This is a genomic window from Thalassoroseus pseudoceratinae, from assembly GCF_011634775.1.
GTDB classification, from domain to species: Bacteria; Planctomycetota; Planctomycetia; order Planctomycetales; family Planctomycetaceae; genus Thalassoroseus; species Thalassoroseus pseudoceratinae.
In genome coordinates this window covers 702,530-722,519 of sequence record NZ_JAALXT010000002.1, presented here as the reverse complement: position 1 = coordinate 722,519, position 19,990 = coordinate 702,530, and the positions used below count along the sequence as shown (strand labels likewise).

The window sequence follows — 19,990 nt, the reverse complement described above, 5'->3', positions numbered from 1 at the left end:
CATTGGAGAACAATCGTCGCGTGGCCAAGTTCGAAATGGCCCGGTTTCTCTAATCGGCAAACTTTGCCATCGTGGTCGAGGAAAATCGTGAAAAAGACTCAAGATTATCGCAAATCGCGTCGACAGCCGGAATTGCTCCACGAACCAGCTCGAATTCGACGACACAAATTCGGTAACATAGAGGAAGTTCGCAAAATTGGTTGGCCGACGGGGAACAATGCCGAAAAAACCGGCTGCGAGACCAATGACGAGCCTGCGTGGAATACCAGGAATCCCGATAAACGGAAAGACGAGGATGCCGATACCCGCCAGAGTTCCCCCGATCCCTACGAACTTCCGCGGGACTTGTGTGTCCACTTTGTCGCCGCCTTCCGGTAAAATGACGGACGAACTCGAGTTGTTGAAGACGCCGTTCTGAGGATTCACACGGTAGAGATTTCCTCGCGACCGGTTCGGTTTTGAAGTCGTCGATTTAGCCATCAAACTTTCCGCATCCACCGCAGATCTCAAAGGACCGTAGCAGGTCTAGGAGTCAGACGCATGGCGACCGATGTCCGCCTGAAAGAGCAGTTGCCGGAATTGACCGATCGAATTGTCGAGAGCTATCTCGAAACAGGAGCGACTCACCACCTCGGACACTGTCCGCTACCGCATATCGATGCCATCATCCAGATTGGAGAGGACGTCAAGGAGATTCTCTTTCCTGGCTATCGTCGGCGGGAGAATCTGCACATGGGCAATGTCATGTACCATGTCGGCAACTTGATCGACAACCTGCACGACCGACTCACGGTGCAAATCTGTCGAGCCCTCCGTCACGCGTATGACTTGGAGCACGGTGTCCAGTGCGATCAAAAACGGAAAATTGACTTCGAAGCCGAGGGCCAGAAAAAGGCAATCGCGTTTTTGGAGTCGCTTCCGGAGATGCGACAATTACTCTCGACGGATGCTCAAGCCGCTCTCGATGGTGACCCGGCGGCACGTTCGCTCGACGAGATCATATTCTGCTATCCCGGTTTCGAGGCGGTCACGATTCATCGCATGGCTCATCGGCTGTATGAGTTGGATGTTCCGTTGATTCCGAGAATCCTGGCGGAATGCTCCCATTCGCGGACCGGCATCGACATCCATCCGGGGGCGAATATCGGCCCGTCGTTCTTCATCGACCATGGGACCGGTGTGGTCATCGGTGAAACCTGCGATATCGCCGCCGGTGTGAAAGTTTATCAAGGTGTGACGTTGGGCGCACTCAGTTTCCCGAAAGACGAAAACGGCGAAATCATTCGCGGCCAGAAACGTCATCCGACGATTGAGGAAAACGTGGTGATCTACGCCAACGCCACCATTCTTGGTGGAGACACTATTATCGGTCGCAATTCGGTGATCGGGGCGAGCGTGTCTCTCATGAAGAGTGTCCCCGCGAATACGGTTGTCACGATCGAAAAACCCAACCTTCGTTTCCGCGAAGCAGGGTGATCCGGCAATCGCTGTTTGCTGTCAATGGTCACAAAATTCTTGGCCACCGAGGGCCGACACATGGTTTAAACATCTGCGGTATGTCGCAATCGCAGGGCGTTCGTGATCACCGAAACCGAACTGAAACTCATCGCAGCGGCTGCGAGCATGGGGCTGAGTAACCAACCGGTGAATGGATACAGCACACCAGCTGCGATAGGTACGCCAAGCGAATTGTAAGCGAACGCGAAGAACAGATTTTGTTTGATGTTCCGCAAGACAGCGCGGCTGAGATGGATCGAACGAACAATGTCTTGCAAGTCGCCTTGCACCAGGGTGACCCCTGCGGTTTCGATTGCGACATCCGTTCCGGTTCCCATCGCAATTCCAATGTCGGCGGCGGCGAGTGCGGGGGCATCGTTGATGCCATCCCCCGCCATCGCGACCACATGACCGTCATTACGAAGAGCCTCGACGCGGTCGTGTTTCTCTTCCGGACTCACACCGGCTTCAAAATCGTCGATTCCAAGTTGATCGGCGACCGTGCGTGCCGTCTTCTCATGATCGCCGGTCAGCATACGGATCTTCAGCCCTAACCGGTGCAGTTCGCGAACGGCATCCTGGGTGCTTGGCTTGATCGGATCGGCCACCGCGAGCAACGCCAAAGATTTCCCATCGACGGCAGCAAACAGAACGGTCTTGCCTTCGTCTCGCCATTGGTCCGCCTGTTCGATGAGTTCCTCAACTCCGAAGACGCCCTGCTCTTGCAGCAAGCTCGGTTTTCCGATGAGAATTTGCTGACCATCCACGGTCCCGCGTACACCGCCCCCGGTGATGGAATCGAAGTCCGCGACATCGCTCCATTTGACATCGCGGTCCTTTGCGCCGTCGACAACAGCCCTCGCCAACGGGTGTTCGCTCTGGCTTTCAACAGCAGCGACGAGCTTCAACACATCGTATTCGGTCCACTTTCCAACGGGTTGCACATCGGTCAGTCTCGGCTTGCCTTCGGTCAGCGTGCCTGTCTTGTCGACGATGAGCGTGTCCACCGTTCGCAACGTTTCCAGTGCTGCGGCGTCTTTGAACAACACCCCCTCGCGAGCCGCCCGCCCGACACCGACGGTAATCGACATGGGCGTGGCTAGTCCCAATGCACATGGACAAGCCACAATCAGAACTGCGACGGAGTTCACTAACGCATAGGTAAATGCGGGTGCTGGACCAATCAGTAGCCAGACGAAAAACGTGACGATCGCCACGCCGACAACGAACGGCACGAAATATCCGGCAGCTTTGTCGGCGATCCTTTGGATCGGTGCACGACTCCGCTGGGCATCGGCCACCATTTGAATGATGCGAGCCAGCATGGTTTCGCCACCGACCTGCTCGGCTTTCATCAAGAACGAACCCGTTTCATTCAGGGTTCCACCGATGACGTTGTCTCCCGCTGATTTCTCGACCGGAATCGGCTCGCCGGTAATCATGGACTCATCGACGTTGCTCTCACCTTCGGTAATTGTGCCATCGACCGGAATTTTCTCACCAGGCCGAACTCGGAGCAAATTTCCCGTTTGCACTTCGTCGACTGAAACATCGCGTTCCTCACCATTTTCAACAAGGTGGGCTGTCGGCGGCGTGAGGTTCATCAGCTCACGCAACGCACCGCCCGTGCGTTTGCGAGCGCGAAGTTCCATCACCTGCCCCAATAGAACCAATACGACAATCATCGCCGCCGCTTCGAAGTACACGCCGATTAGCCCGGTGTGTTCCTCTTGAAACGATGTTGGAAACACCTGCGGAAACAGCACGGCGATCACGCTGTAACCGTACGCCGCTGCTACGCCGATCGCGATGAGCGTGAACATGTTCCAATGCCGATTGACTAGCGACTTCCATCCCCGCACAAAGAACGGAAGACCGCACCACAAGACAATTGGAGTGGCCAGGGCGAGTTGAATCCACTGTGATGCCCGAGGCGAAATGACATCGTGGATCGGCACTCCGAGCATCGGAAGCATTGCGATCAAAAACAACGGCAGCCCCAAAGCCAAACCGACCCAGAACCGGCGAGACATGTCCCGCAATTCTGGGTCGTCTTGATCGTCCATCGATACTGTCACCGATTTCGGTTCCAGTGCCATGCCACATTTCGGACAATCGCCAGGTTCGTCCTGTTCGATTTCCCGGTGCATCGGACAGGTGTAGATCGTCTTCGAAGACGTTGACGGACCACTCCGTTCGAGGGCCATGCCGCACTTCGGGCAATCACCGGGTTCGTCTTCCTCGATCTCCGGACACATCGGACAAACATAAACGCCGGGCTTCGACGACCGCGATTTTGCGTTCATCGAGTCCGATCCATGGCAACACTCGTTTCCGGACTCCGCATTCAAAACTGCTTCGGGATCGCTCTCGAACTTGCGTTGACAGTGTTCACAACAGAAATAGTAAGTGTTGCCGTTGTGTTCGCTGGCCAACGCCGATTGCGGATCGACCGTCATCCCACATACGGGATCGGTTTCGGTCACAGACGCGATTCGTAAATTCGGATCGTGTTGCACGAGTTCATCCAATTCTGGCCTAGAAGATTCGAAATCATCCTCGGGGCCGGTCTATCCCCCCAACGAACCGCAGGATTCGCTGCACTTTCGGCAAGCGGCGACGCATTCGTCCATGCCGCCGACCGTCTCGCAATTGTCAGCGCAGGCTTTGCAAATGTCCGAACACACTTGGCAAACTTGCGCGTGCATCTGCGAACCGCGAGTCATAAAGTCCGCGCAAGTCCGGCAGATTTCAATGCAGTCTAACATCAGCCGAACGTGTTCGGCCTCCACATGCGCACCGCCTTCTTCAAGACAATGCCGTGACAACATCGCTAAGCATGTCTGATGGCACTCGTTGCAATTGTCGATGCATTGCTGCATTTCCGCGGAGATGTTCTTCATGGTAGGTCCTCCGTTCTCGAGTTCCGATGTTGTGTTCAACGATCCTACGAGGACGAAGTTGGCCTTTCCACGGGAGAATTGCAGTTAAGAGTACCAGGTCATTTCCCCGTATTGAGTGCCAAGAACTGCTCAGACAAAACGCTACCGGATGCGTTCGATTGCGTGAACGCATCCGGCGGGAGCGAGTTTTCAACGCGTTGGCGTCTTTACACGTCGCACAATTCGACAGCTTGTTTCAGCCCTGCAAGCGGGTCGCCGGTGGGGATGAATTCTTGCCCAACGTACCCTTCGTATCCGATGTCAATCAGCTTCTGCATGATCGGCGGATAATAGATTTCCTGGGTCTCGTCGAGTTCCTTCCGCCCCGGATTGCCGGCCGTGTGGACATGACCGATGAGGTTTTTCAGCTGTTCGATTCGTCGGATGACATCGCCATTCATGATTTGCACATGGTAGATGTCGAAGAGCAGTTTCATCCGTTCGCTACCAACCCCGCGGCAGATGTCGGCACAGTAGTCGATATCGTCGCCTTGATAACCGGGGTGACCTTTCATGGGATGCGAATCGTCACGGGTGTTGAGCATTTCCAGACACAGCGTGATCCCCTTCTTCTCTGCCAACCCGATGACTTTCTTCAAACCGCTGACGCAGTTTTTCAACCCCTGCTCCCGCGAGATGTCCTCCGCCATACCCGTGAAGCAAATCACATTGGGAACCCCATGGGCAGCAGCCGCTTCGATCGCATCGCGAGTGGCTTTCAGCAGCTTCGGATAATGCTCCGGATTGTTGAAGCCTTTGACGAATGGCGGATCGGGAGACATATCGACAGAAGCAATCGCACAGGTCAAACCGTATTTCTTGAGCATCGGCCAATGCTCGGGCGCGACCAACTCGACACTTTGGCAGCCGAGTTGTTTCGCAACCTGCGCGGTTTTTTCCATGTCCCAATGCTCGGAAAAACACCACTGAACGACCGATTGTTTAATACGGCCTTTCAATTTGGATGAGCCCGAATCATCAATGAGGGTGGTATCCGGCCGAACCTGCAACGCTTTCTTGTCCTCAGCGGACGCCCGCGTGGCGAAAGCACCAGCCAAAGCGGCACCGGTTGTTCGAGTCAGGATTGCTCGTCGGGAAAGTTTGTTGTCGGGATGGTCAGCCATCGGAAACCTCAAGTGTAGTGATGTGGGAATTTTGATCGCGAACACCGAATGCCAGTGAACACAGCATCGACGTTCGCGTCTATCTTACCGGACGCAAGCTGCATCGTCATCTGTAGCCGATTCTCACTTGACCAAACGCCCCCTCTCAGCAAACACTTGGTAGGGGTTCTCTATACGTGTACGGTGATTGGATAGGATCGCCGAAGGGCCAATAATATGAGCGAAACGTCGGACGAGTTCGAGTTGGCGGTTGAATGGCTGCGGTACGCCAAGCGAATCGTGGCATTCACCGGAGCGGGAATATCCGCAGAAAGCGGGATCGCGACGTTCCGTGACGACGCCGGAATCTGGGAACAGTTTCCGCCCGAACGATTCGCCACCTGGGACGGGCTGCTCGAGACGTTGGAATCCCGACCGGATGAATTGGCCGCCTTTCTATTGGCCGTTCTTGAACCGATCGCCGAAGCGCAGCCGAACCCCGCGCACAAGGCACTCGCCGAGTTGGAACGACATCGCGATGTGACTGTGGTCACGCAAAATGTCGACGGACTTCACCGTCTGGCCGGCAACGCGGTCGTCAAAGAGATTCATGGCACGTTATTTGAAGTCGTCACACTTGGTGGGCGATTCGTGCGTTTGATTGACCGGGAAGAATTGAGACGCATTGTCCGGCAACTCCATGCCGTGCGTGCAGAGGGTTCACAAACGCAGGCGTTGCTAACAACGATCGAACCACTCATTGGGATGGACGCCAACGACGCGTATCGCCCGAAGCTCGTCCTGTTTGGCGACGAACTCAGTGAACCAGATTGGAGCGATTCCCTAGCCGCCGGTCGCGAGTGTGATCTTGTCATCAGCGTGGGTACCTCGGGTGAGGTTTACCCCGCCGCCATGCTTCCACTTCAGGCCCGTGACGCTGGGGCGAGAGTGCTCGTCATCGACCCGACCGTCGGCAGAAACGCCAACGTCTGGCTCAAAAGTAAAGCCAGTGAAACACTCCCCAAATTGGTCAGACGCGCATTTGGGTAAGTAGTGACTAGCCACCACGTGCAAGGTCGCTTCAGTCCTCAAACGTCAACCGCATCGTTTCGATGATCGGCTTTGATTTATTGGCAGTCGAGTCTGTGAGACGCAGTTGGATCTGAAAGCCATACCCAGCGGGCAAACTTGAAAGGTCAAGTTCCGCAGGCGTTCTCGCAATCTGCTTTGAAAATCCTGGTATGTAGTCGTAATGCTCGTTGAGTTCCGTCCATTTCGTCCACTCATTGACTTGACCATTCTTGTCGGTATCAACTCCGACCCGCGCTTCGACCGTTTCCACCCATGGTCCGGGACTGACGAAGTCCGTTTTCTGTTGAGTTGCCAAGTAGAACTGCCCTTCGGCAAATGCGATATCGGGATCGGGGTGCCCGTTGCCAATTTTGTCACACCACGTAAATGGCTCGTCAATGGAAGATGAGGTAAACCAGCCAACGCTCATTTGGTGGCCACCAATCGGATCGTAGTCACCAAAAAGGTAGTACTGGCCCCCAATGCAAATTGCCGCCCAGTCGCCATAGGCTTCCTGTTCCGGTTCATGCACTTCGTATTCTGCAATATTCGTCTTGAAATTCTTTGGATCTTCCTTCGCCCAATGCGGATGTTTATAAGTGGCAATTTTGCCGGTGGACTTGGTGCGATTGTCGACGGGTGGTTCTTTGAACTTGAATCCGTCGATCCCATTCGGACTCACTGCATGACCGGCTAGTGGGGAATCCCAAGAGCGTTTGCTAGCATTGATTGGACTCCAGTCCTCAATAATGACATGCATATTCCCTTGCAGATCTCGAATGAACCCGGCATCACTTCCGTGCGATGGGTCCTTGACGGCAATCCCCATATTCTTTCCAGGCTCACCATCAAAGAGATCTTCGTCGACGTAAACATGCGGGTCTTGATCGTTCGGGAAGTCGTAATAAATGAATGCCTTGCCGTCGACCCACTCAGCACTTGTGACCCACTTTGAGAAACTCTCCGTGACGGGGCCATGATGCACCCAATTCTTCATATCGCGACTCTGCCAAGCGTGATAGCCGCCTCTGCCGGGCTTGAGTCCACCAGGTGCATCGTATTGATTTGGAAACCGCGTCGTTTGAAGCGGGATATCAAAACCTTCCAGTTTCGCTGCCTGCGGTTTGAAAGGCGGCGAGACAGCTTGCTTCGGACCTTTTTTTCGCCGCGTTGTTCGACCACTGTAGCGACCGAACATCCAATAGTTATCGGGTCCGATTGTTAGTAGAACCGGAGCATCAGCCAAATTGCTAGGACCAAGGTTCTCGATTGGATTCCAGTTCTGCCAAATCGGCGACTGAGTGAGAACTAACGACTTGGCTGACCGTTTCACATCTGAGACACGAACGTTCGTCGTCACGGTGGCAGCTCCCGCCTTGGGCGAGACCGTACCGTCCTGAACGATCGCACCTTTGACAGACTGAAGATTCTTCGCCCAGTCTTCCGCTGTGTCGATCGTCCAGTCAGCAGCCTGCGAAGGTACACAGTAGAGCAACGTTGCAACTAGCGTCAGTGATAGTAACTTCATCGTTCGGCATGCTCCTTCGCAGGTTTTAGGTCATCGAGTCTTGGTCATCTCAAACAGCGATCATTACTTCTTGAGACTGATGAGGTATTTCATCAGGTCATTGAACTCGCGACGACTCTTCAAAGAACGGACTAACCCATTGGGCATCATCGAAGTCTTTGACTCAAAGACTTCGTCAACCGAATCCCGCGGAATTGTGATTGGTTTCGGAGCAGCCAAGTTTCGCAGGACAATGCCTTTGTCGTCTTCCGAAATGCGAATTCCTGTGATCACTTTGCCTTCGACCGTGAGCACGTTGACTTGAGCGAAAGCCTTGTCGATTTTCTGCGACGGATGCAGAACGGCGTTGACCCAACCAACAGGCATCATCGGCTTTGTGATCTTCGTCAGATCAGGGCCTAACTTCGGAGCACTTCCTGGCGGATCGTGACAAGCAAAGCATGAGGCGGCCGATGTGTAAAACAACCGCTTGCCTCGCCGAGCGTTTCCGGACTCCCAAGCTTCGTTGGCCAAGTCCTCTGGTGCGGCTGCGAGCAATTCCTTTTCCAATTCGCGGTTATCGACAACTTCCGGAGCCGTCAAATCCTCTTTCGCCATGAGTTCCCGCTCAAGCGGATGAAGTTTGGTCAACTCCTCGGGCTTCCAGAAGATAGTCCGATTCGCGGTCTCCGCCCGCACCTTCGCAACGGTCGCTGCGTCGATCGGCGTCGCCTTGTTCCCCCAAGTGTTGCGGACGAACGTCAGCACATCGGCCATGTCTTTATCGTTCAACAGATCGCGGAATGCGGTCATCGGAGGAACACCACGAGCAGGATCATAGACTTTTCCACGAACCTGCATTTTTCCCCACATGCCGTGCAACGCGAGTTTAATAAGTCGCTCTTCGCTTCCGTTTACCCACGGACTACCCACCAACGGCGGGTAAACAACTCCATTGCCTTGGCCACTAGTGAGGTGACAGGTCGCACAGTGCGATTCTCGCTGAAAGATCTGACTTCCACGTTTATAGGAGTTGTGAAACTTACGTTTCAAATGGCGGGGCACACGATAGTTGACCACGTGCAATTCCGGAGGAGCCGCGAAATCCGTTGCCAACTTGGTATCGAACTTTGTCCAAAAGTGTTGAACGGTGTTCGCAGCCACCGCGGCGTGCGGAACTTCAGAGTTCAACAACTTGTCGAGCAACTCTTGGTTGACGACATTGTGCTGTTGATGCAGCCAAAGTGCTTCCAAAAGATGGTGTGCTTCGGTCTCGTCATTGGGATCAAAGTCTTTTGCCCAAGCCTGAGCCGCAGCGATCACTGCGTCTGAATCGCGCGTACTCAACTCGATACGCGTCCGCTGCCGCACGCCATCTACAGGGTGTTTCAGATTCTCAAGCAAATGCTCAATCGGTTCGCCGTCGATGGCGACAGGTTCTTGCAGTGGGCGACCTTTCACTGTCAATCGCAAGATACGACCGTGTTTATGGTCACGACTAGGATCGCGAATATTATGTTGCATGTGACCGATGATCACGTTGTGCCAATCGGCTACGTATAGAGCCCCATCCTCGCCGACGATCGCATCACTCGGACGGAAGTTGCGATCTTCTCCGCTGAGCAGTTCTTGAACTGGCGTCCCCCAAACGTGACCATACTCACGTTTACCACCATCACCTCGATCTAAGTCATACTGCTTGACACCAAGGAACCCAATCACATTGAGGATTAGGAAGTCTTGTTGCATGTCCTTGGGAAAGTGTGTTGAGGAAAGAATGGCATTTGCCGGGACTGGTCGGAACTCTTTTTCCAAGAGGGAATGCATTTGGAAGCCATTCCCTTTGGGGCGAACTTGGTATGACCGCCCGCCCGTTCCATCATTCGCGTAGAGATACCCCCAGCGGTCAAAACTAATCCCATGGGGGTTCGGGCTGTTGGCTGCGACGGGCGTGATTGCAAACGTCCGTGGATCGAATCGATACATACCCGACCCACCGGTATGCAGATTCTGCTTCCACGGTGTTTCATGGTTATGGACCAAGAAAATCCCGCTCTGCCAGTAAATCCCACCATCAGGGCCATAGATCAAATTGTTGGCAGCATGGTGCGTGTCCGACGTCCCAAGCCCTTGCAGAATTGGATAGCGAACGTCGGCCTTGTCGTCGCCATCAGTGTCCTTTAGGAACAACAAATCAGGCCCCGATGTCACCAGCACACCACCACCCCAAAACTCAAAACCGAGCGGGTTGTGAACGTGGGCAAAGATCTTCCGTTTATCGGCAACACCATCGCGGTCGGTGTCTTCAAAGATCATGAGACTATCTTTGAGTTCATCGCCCGGTTGCCATTTCGGATAAGAGTTCCAACTTGCTGCCCATAGTCGGCCTTTACTGTCCACTTGCAATTGGACAGGATTTGCAAGGTCGGGAAACATCTCTTCCGATGCAAAAATGTTCAACTCAAACCCATCAGGCACTTTGATTTTCTTTAGGCTCTCCTCGGGACTGAGGTAGTCTGGACTACCTTCCTTCGCAGCGCTGGAACTACGACTACCGCCTCCAACATTAGTCTTGACAGCCACCGGTGCAGGAACATTCGTATCATCCGGCTTGATTGATTTTCCAGCCGCAGCGGCCCAAATCACGAGGTCCCGATTTGCGGACATCGTGTCTAGCATTTTCAATTCATGAACCAACACATCGGCGTTCGTCTGGCCATCGACAAAACTGAGAGTTGAACGCGAGCCCCAAATATCGTTTCCGTCTGTAGCCCGATACCGATTGTGCCAATGCCAGTTCTTATCCGCGACCGCGTCGTAAATCAGCGAGAGTGAAGCATCCTTCGCAACCGTCTCTCCGATCAACTTTTTAGCAATGACGTCCGCTAGTTCGCGATAGCCTTTGGCGTTCAAGTGAATGCCGTTCAGTGTCAGTTGACTGTCGACTTTTTCGTACAACTTCAACGTGGGTGTATACAGATCAACGAAGGTCGCATCGACGGCGTCGGCGGCATTCTTCGTGGCTTGTGTGTAGGCTTTGAGATTCGCATTGAGCGTACGTCCATCAGGCAAGTGAGGGTTGTGCGTGTTTTCGTACGCAATCGGGCTAAATAACACAAACCGAGCATCAACACCCTTCTCTTTGCGAAGCGCACGATATTTCTCGACGAGCTTGACCAGTTCATCCTTGTAAGCCGACGCCCCCGATGGACCAGCATGCGACTCGTTGTAGCCATACATGATCCACACAACCGTGGGTGCAACGTGCTGCAGGTACTCAGTGTCGTTAGTGAAGCCTTTGTTTCGCGGACGTTGATTGACAATATCACCAGAGAAACTCATGTTCCGGAATCGAACATTTTTCCCCTTGAGCTTAGCCTGCAATACGGTCTCGACCCAGGGATCGTGTTGCATCCGGTCGGCCAAACCGTTGCCATAAATGGCGACTACGTCGTTTTGCTTGAACTCGAAGGGAACATCCGCTCGGACTTCGGACCTTGAATTCAACGAGAAAACGGCGGCTAACAGGAAAGCCGTCAACGCAAACTGCCCCCTCAGCAGTCGGAGGAGAGAACTCGAATATCGGAGCTGCATTTGGTATCTCAACGAAAGAGGAATATGACCGGTAAAATACTATATAGTCTGTTTACCGATAGAATGCGAACGATGTGAGGGAACGGGCCCTGCTATCCCAAGCCGCTTAGCCCGACCACATAAAGAACCACGAATACGCTGATGTGTTTATTGATTCGAAACCGCAGTGAACACGGCCTCGATTAACATTGCCGCGAAGTTGACAACGAACCAACGAATCAGCACTGTATGGTATGAGCAAGACCTCGCATTTGCGGGCGGTCGGGTCACGACTTCCATCCACTAGCGACAACAAAAATCAGACACGAAATCGATACTCATGTGAGCGAGTCTATGTCGTGCTTGATAAAAGTAGCGCTAGTTCGATCGGGGTTTGGTCTAGGACCAGCGCGTACTAAGTGGTTGATGTTACTAGGACTTGCATTATGAAGTCGTTGCTCCAGCCGCAGCTTGGGCGTTTCATGGAGAGGCTGAGCTTGGCGGGATGCTGCTTTAACAACGACAATGTGAACCACCTCAACCAAGCAAAGTGCTCTCGCAGGTGTTTCGCGTGGAATCGGGAGTCGTCCTCGCGGTAGGTTACATCCAAGCTCCAATGGCAGCTGTTTTCGATGCCCCAATGAGCGCGAACGGCACGAGCGAACCGCTTCACGCCTATCGGCAAACTGCTGATGAAGTATCGTTCTTCTGTGGTTTCTTGACCGTCGTGAACGCAGAACCGTGTCACCAAATCGATGGCCTTCAAACCCCGCCAACGACTCGGGAAAGAGTCTCTCTTACATCATTCCCATCGTTGACCATGTTCTTCGCAACGGCCGAGGCAAGGGCATACAGGCAATCGTCGTTTAACCGATGGCCTTGGAGCCGTCGAGGACTCCGCCCGATTACATTTTTGGCGCGGTTTGGGCAACGCTCTACATCATGATGGCTGTCGCGGCCTGGTTAGTGTGGAAGCCGAGAGGATTCAAGGCAGCGGCCACTTCGCTCACCTTGTTCGCAATACAACTGGGCTTGACCGTCGCTTGGTCCTGGATTTTTCTCCGGATGCATCAACCCGGCTGGGCGTTCGCCGAGATCGTGATCCTGTGACTGGCGATTGCAGCGTTCTTTCAGATGTCGAAAGTCGCGGGTGGACACTGGGTCATGGGGGATTGCCTCGAAAAGCTCTAGTGCGGCCTGGCCAACTTCGTATGCGTGTTGAACTTCAGGAAGAAGCAGAATGACCGGATACTTCGCCTGCATCCGCTGAATCCGAGACGCATACTGATGCTGCTTCTCACTGGGCCCGCGGGGTATCGGGATCTCAGGTGTTCCTTTCGCGATGCGTTTGGCGATGATCAGAAGATCCTCAGGCCCGAGAGAACGCTCGTCTTCGCATGAGTTGCAGAAACTGTCCCACAGCTCCCGCAGTTTTCTCTCCCGCCTTTCGGCATCCTTGCGATCCATCCCGAGGATGAACTTATGCTGTTGGAGTTTGCCGGATTTGCTGCGTTCCCACCCGAGTTGCCAGGTGTAGTATCCGCGGGAGTCTGGCTTCCATTTCTGCCGGGACAGTGCCACCATTTGCACACACGACACAGGCATTCATACGAACATCATGTATGCAATTCGGGCCGTTATAAGAACATTTTTCGGAAATCTGAAAGGTTTCCAGCGACCGTCGCCTCCCGCCCCCGGTCTAAAAACGCTTGGTTTCCAATAAAAATAGGCACTTGACTGAAAAAGTCAGGTGCCTATTGAGTGGAGGCGGCGGGAATTGAACCCGCGTCCTGTGAGCCCTTGGTTTCGGCCTCTACGTGTGTAGTTTGCTGATTAATCTAACTGCAGTTGGTTCAGCAAACCAAGCCAAATTGCAGCGAGTTTCAACGAGGTCTTACGACAGGCGTAGAAACGTGACCCGTCGCCAGCCATGATTTTGCGACTGACTTTTGGACTCCTCAGGCGGGGATTCCGCAGTCAGGACTTACCTATTTCTAGGCAGCCAGAGCATACTGCTTTTCGGCAGATGAATTGTGATCAGCTTTTTACGTGGCCAACTGATCAACCACGACACGCCACCTCAACCTACGGAGAACCAGTCGAAGCCGATCGCCCCCGGTTGTTTCGTCGTTCTACTACTTCTTACGAATGAAAGGCCCGAAATGTTGAATCAAAAGTTGCTTTTTAACAAAACGACCCGATTCGGGGACCACACAAAGAGATACAGCTTGTTCGAAGCTGTTGATAGAATTGACTTTGTGGAAAAGAAGGGTGGCTGAGGGGATTCGAACCCCCGACATCCAGAACCACAATCTGGCGCTCTAACCAACTGAGCTACAGCCACCGTTTAGCCGCAAAGTCTGAGGATAACTTTGATCGAGCCCCTTTGCAACAGTTCGAAACGTGGTTTCCTCGGAGAAATTTGCTGACGGCCGGTGAAAGATTCTTTCACTCGTTCAATCGACTCGAATTGACCGAACCTATTAGTTACGGTTGGATGGATTTCCGGTCAATCGAATCTTGCCGACGCGATCGGCGATGACCTTCTGGAACTTTGTCGAAAGCTGGTCCGGCGTTTGATAGCCGACAATTTTCGTGATGACTTCCAGGTCCGAGGAGACGACCACCATTGTTGGAAGTCCTTCGACCTCAAGAGCTTCCATTAATTGGGGGTTCTTGTCGGCGTCCACTAGAACGGGTACGAAGTGCGATTGAACTTGTTGAATGATTCGGGGGTCGCTGAACGCGACTTTCTTCAACTTATGACAATAACCACACCACGACGCAGTGAATTTCAGAAGCATGGGCCGTTTTGTCTGCTCCGACTGGGCCAGGGCGGACTTTAGGTTCGTTTGCCAGACGATCGGTTTGATGTTCTGAGCGGTTTGCGGCGGGGCGGCGTCACAAGACTGACTCCACAGAAGGGCCAGGCCAGCCATGGTGACGAGAAAATAGCGATTGGCGGCGGTCATTTGCATAATATCGACTTTCCAGAATTTACCGGTCGCGTGTTCTTTGGATAGATCGACCATTTCACCGGTCGAGATTCGTGTTGCAGCTCACAGAATTGAAAATTCTCTCCAGACGGGATTCCAGGCGTCGCGTGGAATCATTTGAGCGAAACGCATTTTCTGTACCAGCACTCTTGCCCGCGTCGAAAAATGGCGTGGTCTCTACCACTATTTCGGTTCGATTGGCATTGCGTCATCGGCTTTTCGCTTTGTTCCGATGGGGAACTCACCGAATCGGATTCTTTTTCGAACTGCCGAAATTTGACCATTAAACATCGTTTTAGGTGCGCTAAGTGTTATACTTCTTGTCTGAGCGGACTCCCAAATTTTCAGATTCCGTGCTGGGCCAACGCCGACCAAGATGCTTGGTGGGTCGAACGGTGTCGCGTTTTCAAGACAATCGCGATGGCACGATTGTCCGCAATTCCGTTGATCTCAGTATTGGTAGGGAAAGTGGGTCTTCCAGATCAGTACCGAGTTGAGTTAGACCATGCCATGGTCGTCGGCATTCGAAACGGGGTTATCCCCGGATGCTCGTCGACCGTCGCGAGACCAAACACCTGACACGAAATTGTAAACCGCTCCAACCCCAGTGGTCATCGCTTGAGCGACTTGGACGTCGACTTCTGACGAGCCGAGTTCAATCACACGATCGGCGACCGGGTGAACTTACATTTCGCATTATGTCTGGCGGGGAAAGACATCTTGCATGCAGAACGACGTCAAGCCTGAGGCGAACGGTGCTGGAGTTGCATCCTCCAGCATGAGTCTCAAGATTTGGAATGGCGACAACGCCGATGTTCCAGTCCAACACACAACCAAACCACGGCCGCAGGGGCCGATGGAATCACCCGCGTTGATCATGTTCCCCGGAATGGGGGCGAGTCAGCGGATGTTCCAGGCACAACGGTTCGCAATTCCGGATCTCATTGTGCCGGAGTGGATTGAGCCGAATTACAAAGAATCGCTGTCGGATTACGCGCGTCGCATGGCGGAAGCGATTGATCCCGGTCGGCCGTGCATTGTGGGCGGAGCTTCGTTTGGAGGCATGGTGGCGTTGGAAGTGGCTCGCCATCTTGAGACACGGGCCTGCCTGTTGATTTCCACGGTGCGTTCTCGGAAGGAACTCCCCTGGCGATACCGCTGGTTGGTTCCGCTAGTCACCACGATACCGGGGACTTGCGAAAACCTGGCGGGATGGGGGATTCGGGTCGGGGTTGCTGTGAGTCGGCCGTTTCGGAAGAACACGATCCAAGAAAGTCCGTTAGTTCACATTGCCAATGAACAGGGGCGTTTTCTTCGCTGGGCGAGCATCGCCACACTGCGGTGGAAACCCAAACCGGACACTTTCCAATTTCCGATTGAGCAAATCCACGGAGACGCCGACCGCGTGTTGGAGTCGCGACTCTCGACTCCGGACATCGTCATTCCGAATGGCGGTCATGTGTTGCCGTTGACGCATCCGGTGGAAATCAATCAATTTCTGATGAATGCGATGACAAAATACGCCGTTCCCGCGAAGGCACTTCGAGTCGTTGCGGATTGAACGGTTCGTCGTTCGTAGTTTAATTCACGCTGAATGGAGGCGGGAATTCCCGACCGGCTTCCACAAGATGTCTCAACACCAATTCGCTGCGAGCTTGCACATTCAGGGTCTCGGAGACTTCCCGAAGTGACGGAGTTGGAAGATTCAGAACGTGGGCCGTCAAATCACACAGTGTGCCAATGGGCAACTGAGAATTGAGAATCTCGTCGCGCATTTCCATCGAAATGCGCGACGGGGGAACCCGTTGTAAGGCCCGACCGAACTGTTCGCGATAAGCGGTGACATTGAATTCCCCGTCGTCGGGAACCTCGTCGGTCAGAAGTTTCAGTCGCCCCATGCGGTACGGGTGTGCGGTTTCGATTTCCTCCTCGACAATCGCCCGCGACAAGCCCTGCAACACGAGAAAATACCGACCGTCCGGGAGTCGTTCCTCGTTCAAAATCCGCCCCAAACACACATTCGGAAAGATTGGGGCGTGTTTGGTTTCGTACAGAGATTCGTAGCCAGGTTGCAAAGTTGCGAGGGTGAGGAATCCTTCGCCAGCGACTGCGTCGGCGGTCATCTGGCGATAACGCGGTTCAAACATATGCAGCGGAAGCAACAAGTTCGGAAACAAAACCGCTCCCGGCAACGGAAACAACGGAGCAACTCCGTCGAATCCGTCTAAGTAGTGCGAGATGTCATCAGGTATGCTCATCGTATGTCCGATGGTTGATTTGGGTCCGGCAACTCATGGAGTTCGGGGATCAGTTCGGCTCGGCATTCGAGATCGGTTGGCCAGTCGGGGCCAGCGGAGTTGAGTTCCGCGAAACAAGCCTCGAAGTCGGTGAAGAATCGGTCTAAGTCCAATCCCAGATACGCCGGTCGATAGGGAGTGAGATATCGCAAGCAAGATCGCGAGAGTCGTCGTGCTCCACCCCAGTTGCCTTCGGTCAAATGAAATAAAGCCACAGCGGCTTGGATCAGTCCTTGATAGAAGTCACGTTCCGGACCAACAATGTCTGTCCAGAGTTCTTCCAGCACATCATGGCATTCAAAAAACTCCTCGGCATTGAACAGTCGAATTCCGTGAAGATATTGTTCCGGTGCATTCGGTATCATGTGGGGCCTACACGTACTGCCAGGAAACCCAGGTTGGACTCCGATGATGAATGGTGATGGCCCCGATTATTGAAATCCTAGTCGCCTCGTCCACAATGGCGAGACGGATTCTCAACTCGACACCAAGATTCTCGACGCACAAAACCAACGACCAATCGATGCGGAACAGGTGACCCAAACCTCACATGGCCAAGAAACAAGTAAAGAAAAAGACGACGAAAAGCCGATCGTCCGCGAAGAAAACCAAGACGACGGTCGCCCCGATCGAGAGTCTCGAAGACCGCCAAGCCCGAGCGAAGCGGCTCTACAAAGGGCTCAAGAAAACGTATCCCGAAGCGGAATGCGCCTTGTTGCATGAAACGCCGTTTCAGTTACTGGTTGCGACGATCCTTTCGGCACAGTGCACCGATGAACGTGTGAATTCTGTCACGCCGAGTTTGTTCGAGGAATACCCCACGCCGGAAGCGATGTCCAAGGCGACGCAGGAGGAGATCGAGTCGATCATCAAATCTCTCGGATTCTTCCGCAACAAGGCTCAGAACCTGTTGGGCATGGCGAATAAGCTCGTCCACGAATTCGACAGTGAGTTGCCTCGAACGCTCGACGAAATGATTTCGCTGCCCGGTGTCGGTCGCAAAACCGCGAATGTGGTCTTGGGAACCGCGTTTGGTCTTCCCACCGGCGTTGTGGTGGATACGCATGTCAAACGGTTGAGCAATCGGTTCGGTCTGACCGCTAGCCAGAATCCCGAGATCATCGAACGCGACTTAATGGCCGTTCTGCCGGAATCGGATTGGATCATGTATTCCCACCGCGCGATCCATCACGGGCGACAAATCTGCAAAGCTCGCAAAGCGATGTGCTTGGAATGCCCACTCTTGAGCGATTGCCCACGGGTCGGATTGCCGGATATCGACGAATCAGCGTGAAGCATCGGAACCGGTAGCGCGAATGTTTCTGGTCAGTACACATCGTTGCCGGTGAGGAGATGCTCGACGGCATCCGCTCGCCGGGCAACTTCGAGCACGCTAAGACGGATGTCCTCCGGTTCGACGGTGCCACGAGGATACGTATCGACCACACAAAACATCGCTTCACCATCGACCTCACGAATGGCCACGCCCCCGTGAGCCATCTCGCCATTCAAACGCAAAGCGCTTTCGTAATACGCCGCATCGGCTCGGCAACACAGGCTGTAAATCAGCAGGAGTCGTTGCGAGGCCTTGTGCTGGCTGTTCTCAATATGGACGGTTTGCTTCCGACTGTCGGGAAGTTCAATACAAACTTCGTAGACCATGCCGTTTCGTTTCCAGGTGACGTCTCGCCGGTTGACGAACGCATGGTTCAATAGCGTCTCGATATCTCGGACCTGCCCGCAAACCGCTTGAAACAACAACGCGGCTTCCATGGCATCGCGTGGTCGGTTGGTGGGTGACTTCTCCATCAACAGAGACAGACACTCGACCATTTCCATGGCGATGTCCGGCAGATCGCTGCGAACGGTTGGGATTGGCTCGTGATCGACCAAATGCATCAATTCGTTGAGCGACCCCGCTACAAACGGCAGACGCCCGGTCAACAAAAGATAATACGTGACGCCGAGTGCGTACACGTCCGAGACGACCGTCGCCGGACCGCCGTGAAACAACTCCGGTGCCATGAAATATGGAGTGCCGGCAAGTTGCTCGGCGGGAATGCCATCGTTGGAAAGAATCCGTTTGGCCAAACCGAAATCAGCCAATTTGGGCATTCCACGATTGGTCATCAGGACGTTATCGGGCTTTAAGTCCCGGTGCACAATTCCGTCTCGATGTGCCGCGGCCAATCCCTCGGCAATGTGGGCCATCAGAACGGTGGCACGCAGTGGTGGTAATCGGCCTTGGTCGTCCAAGACGCGTTGCAGCGATTGTCCGGGGATGAACTCCATTTCCAAGAAATTTAAGCCATCGACGGCTCCAATGGCATGCACAGTGACGATGTTCGGGTGGATCAGCGAAGCAGCCGCTCGGCCTTCGAGCATGAATCGCTGCGTGAAATCCACATCCTCTTCCGCCGCTTCCGGGCAGAGGATCTTCAAGGCACACTGTCGATGCAAATCACGATGCTTGGCCAAATACACACGGCCCATACCACCGCTGCCAAGCAGCCCTTGAATCTCATAAACGTGCAGTGACTGCCCGATCAGCTCATCCAACTCGTGACAATCGTCGCTTTTCGGCAACTTCTTGGCGGGAGCATTGTCGGTGTCGTCATGTTGGTTGTGATCTGTGTCGGAGGTACTTTGGCACGTTCGATTTTCATCCTCTTCGCGGAGTCCGGACGACTGATCGAACGAGGACGAAAGGTCGCGAATGACCATCGTTTCGGCAAACGCCATGTCGGGAGCGGTTCGCGCGGCGGCCCCGCAACGGGGACATACACTGGATTTCGTCAGATTGCGGAAACGCTCGTTGCAACCTGCACAGTACAGTACGCGTGGTGACTGCATAGGCTTTTCTGGTTGATTGGAACCGCGATCGTCATCCATCCAACATTCCCCAAACCAGCTGACTCCATACCGTCCCCACCGATGCCAGTGGAATGGCGATTGACCGGACGGTGTTCCAGGACTAGAGTTTTGACAGCATTTGAAACATGCT

16 protein-coding genes, 1 tRNA gene and 1 other RNA gene are annotated in these 19,990 nt (G+C 53.8%); 6 read left to right on the top strand and 12 right to left on the bottom strand.

The genetic code is table 11. From position 1 onward, the window contains the following. The first annotated feature begins 87 nt into the window (after positions 1-87). On the top strand, positions 88-378 hold the full coding sequence (locus G6R38_RS08445) for a hypothetical protein (protein WP_166822801.1): 291 nt from the start codon (positions 88-90) through the stop codon (positions 376-378). Positions 379-540: 162 nt separating this feature from the next. Further along, positions 541-1,476: a serine O-acetyltransferase EpsC gene (gene epsC, locus G6R38_RS08440; RefSeq protein ID WP_166822798.1), complete on the top strand. Its 936-nt coding sequence runs from the start codon at positions 541-543 to the stop codon at positions 1,474-1,476. 65 nt (positions 1,477-1,541) lie between these two features. Here epsC and G6R38_RS08435 read toward each other — a convergent pair whose 3' ends face one another. From G6R38_RS08435 to G6R38_RS08425, 3 genes are all read right to left on the bottom strand, one after another. After that, entirely contained in the window at positions 1,542-4,016 is a 2,475-nt protein-coding gene (locus tag G6R38_RS08435; RefSeq protein WP_240928119.1) for a heavy metal translocating P-type ATPase, read from the bottom strand. A gap of 51 nt (positions 4,017-4,067) precedes the next feature. After that, on the bottom strand, positions 4,068-4,400 hold the full coding sequence (locus tag G6R38_RS08430; protein WP_166822795.1) for a four-helix bundle copper-binding protein: 333 nt from the start codon (positions 4,398-4,400) through the stop codon (positions 4,068-4,070). Positions 4,401-4,606: 206 nt separating this feature from the next. After that, positions 4,607-5,563, bottom strand: coding sequence for a hydroxypyruvate isomerase family protein (locus G6R38_RS08425; RefSeq protein ID WP_166822792.1), 957 nt, complete (start codon positions 5,561-5,563; stop codon positions 4,607-4,609). Between the two features lie 216 nt (positions 5,564-5,779). Here G6R38_RS08425 and G6R38_RS08420 point away from each other — a divergent pair, with 216 nt between their 5' ends. Next, complete coding sequence (locus G6R38_RS08420; RefSeq protein ID WP_166822789.1) at positions 5,780-6,592, top strand: SIR2 family NAD-dependent protein deacylase; 813 nt, start codon at positions 5,780-5,782, stop codon at positions 6,590-6,592. A gap of 31 nt (positions 6,593-6,623) precedes the next feature. On the opposite strand, the gene G6R38_RS08415 is transcribed toward G6R38_RS08420, so the two are convergent. The 3 genes from G6R38_RS08415 to G6R38_RS28415 form a co-directional block, all read right to left on the bottom strand. Then, complete coding sequence (locus G6R38_RS08415) at positions 6,624-8,141, bottom strand: hypothetical protein (protein WP_166822786.1); 1,518 nt, start codon at positions 8,139-8,141, stop codon at positions 6,624-6,626. 63 nt (positions 8,142-8,204) lie between these two features. Then, a complete protein-coding gene (locus G6R38_RS08410; RefSeq protein WP_166822783.1) occupies positions 8,205-11,714 on the bottom strand; it encodes a PVC-type heme-binding CxxCH protein in 3,510 nt (1,169 codons plus the stop codon). A 394-nt stretch (positions 11,715-12,108) separates the two neighbouring features. Further along, positions 12,109-12,441, bottom strand: coding sequence for an ISAs1 family transposase (locus G6R38_RS28415; protein WP_166822780.1), 333 nt, complete (start codon positions 12,439-12,441; stop codon positions 12,109-12,111). A gap of 125 nt (positions 12,442-12,566) precedes the next feature. Here G6R38_RS28415 and G6R38_RS08400 point away from each other — a divergent pair, with 125 nt between their 5' ends. After that, the gene (locus tag G6R38_RS08400) at positions 12,567-12,803 is read left to right on the top strand and encodes a TspO/MBR family protein (protein WP_166822777.1); all 237 of its coding nucleotides are present in this window, start codon (positions 12,567-12,569) and stop codon (positions 12,801-12,803) included. A 649-nt stretch (positions 12,804-13,452) separates the two neighbouring features. Here the strand turns inward: G6R38_RS08400 and ssrA are convergent. The 3 genes from ssrA to G6R38_RS08385 all read right to left on the bottom strand — a co-directional run bounded on the left by ssrA (position 13,453) and on the right by G6R38_RS08385 (position 14,725). After that, positions 13,453-13,810, bottom strand: a transfer-messenger RNA (tmRNA) gene (ssrA, locus tag G6R38_RS08395). 153 nt (positions 13,811-13,963) lie between these two features. Further along, a tRNA-His gene (locus G6R38_RS08390) sits at positions 13,964-14,037 on the bottom strand. Between the two features lie 139 nt (positions 14,038-14,176). After that, positions 14,177-14,725, bottom strand: a complete 549-nt coding sequence (locus G6R38_RS08385) for a thioredoxin family protein (RefSeq protein ID WP_166822774.1) — start codon at positions 14,723-14,725, stop codon at positions 14,177-14,179. Between the two features lie 688 nt (positions 14,726-15,413). On the opposite strand from G6R38_RS08385, the gene G6R38_RS08380 reads away from it, so the two are divergent. Beyond that, a complete protein-coding gene (locus G6R38_RS08380; protein ID WP_166822771.1) occupies positions 15,414-16,250 on the top strand; it encodes an alpha/beta fold hydrolase in 837 nt (278 codons plus the stop codon). 19 nt (positions 16,251-16,269) lie between these two features. Here the strand turns inward: G6R38_RS08380 and G6R38_RS08375 are convergent, their stop codons facing one another. Continuing rightward, a complete protein-coding gene (locus tag G6R38_RS08375; RefSeq protein WP_166822768.1) occupies positions 16,270-16,947 on the bottom strand; it encodes an LON peptidase substrate-binding domain-containing protein in 678 nt (225 codons plus the stop codon). Continuing rightward, the gene (locus G6R38_RS08370; protein WP_166822765.1) at positions 16,944-17,351 is read right to left on the bottom strand and encodes a DUF309 domain-containing protein; all 408 of its coding nucleotides are present in this window, start codon (positions 17,349-17,351) and stop codon (positions 16,944-16,946) included. Before G6R38_RS08370 ends, G6R38_RS08375 begins: the two co-directional genes overlap by 4 nt. Positions 17,352-17,536: 185 nt before the next feature. On the opposite strand from G6R38_RS08370, the gene nth reads away from it, so the two are divergent. Continuing rightward, on the top strand, positions 17,537-18,280 hold the full coding sequence (nth, locus tag G6R38_RS08365; protein ID WP_166822762.1) for an endonuclease III: 744 nt from the start codon (positions 17,537-17,539) through the stop codon (positions 18,278-18,280). 32 nt (positions 18,281-18,312) lie between these two features. Here nth and G6R38_RS08360 read toward each other — a convergent pair whose 3' ends face one another. Beyond that, positions 18,313-19,878, bottom strand: a complete 1,566-nt coding sequence (locus G6R38_RS08360; protein WP_166822759.1) for a serine/threonine-protein kinase — start codon at positions 19,876-19,878, stop codon at positions 18,313-18,315. Positions 19,879-19,990: the final 112 nt, after the last annotated feature.

Excerpts from the sequence above, each read along its gene's own strand:
- G6R38_RS08370 (WP_166822765.1), bottom strand. The coding sequence starts at position 17,351 with ATGATACCGAATGCACCGGAACAATATCTTCACGGAATTCGACTGTTC.
- G6R38_RS08385 (WP_166822774.1), bottom strand. The coding sequence starts at position 14,725 with ATGGTCGATCTATCCAAAGAACACGCGACCGGTAAATTCTGGAAAGTC.
- nth (WP_166822762.1), top strand. The coding sequence starts at position 17,537 with ATGGCCAAGAAACAAGTAAAGAAAAAGACGACGAAAAGCCGATCGTCC.
- epsC (WP_166822798.1), top strand. The coding sequence starts at position 541 with ATGGCGACCGATGTCCGCCTGAAAGAGCAGTTGCCGGAATTGACCGAT.
- G6R38_RS08420 (WP_166822789.1), top strand. The coding sequence starts at position 5,780 with ATGAGCGAAACGTCGGACGAGTTCGAGTTGGCGGTTGAATGGCTGCGG.
- G6R38_RS08425 (WP_166822792.1), bottom strand. The coding sequence starts at position 5,563 with ATGGCTGACCATCCCGACAACAAACTTTCCCGACGAGCAATCCTGACT.
- G6R38_RS08360 (WP_166822759.1), bottom strand. The coding sequence starts at position 19,878 with ATGGATGACGATCGCGGTTCCAATCAACCAGAAAAGCCTATGCAGTCA.
- G6R38_RS08430 (WP_166822795.1), bottom strand. The coding sequence starts at position 4,400 with ATGAAGAACATCTCCGCGGAAATGCAGCAATGCATCGACAATTGCAAC.
- G6R38_RS08400 (WP_166822777.1), top strand. The coding sequence starts at position 12,567 with ATGGCCTTGGAGCCGTCGAGGACTCCGCCCGATTACATTTTTGGCGCG.
- G6R38_RS08375 (WP_166822768.1), bottom strand. The coding sequence starts at position 16,947 with ATGAGCATACCTGATGACATCTCGCACTACTTAGACGGATTCGACGGA.
- G6R38_RS08380 (WP_166822771.1), top strand. The coding sequence starts at position 15,414 with ATGCAGAACGACGTCAAGCCTGAGGCGAACGGTGCTGGAGTTGCATCC.
- G6R38_RS08410 (WP_166822783.1), bottom strand. The coding sequence starts at position 11,714 with ATGCAGCTCCGATATTCGAGTTCTCTCCTCCGACTGCTGAGGGGGCAG.
- G6R38_RS08415 (WP_166822786.1), bottom strand. The coding sequence starts at position 8,141 with ATGAAGTTACTATCACTGACGCTAGTTGCAACGTTGCTCTACTGTGTA.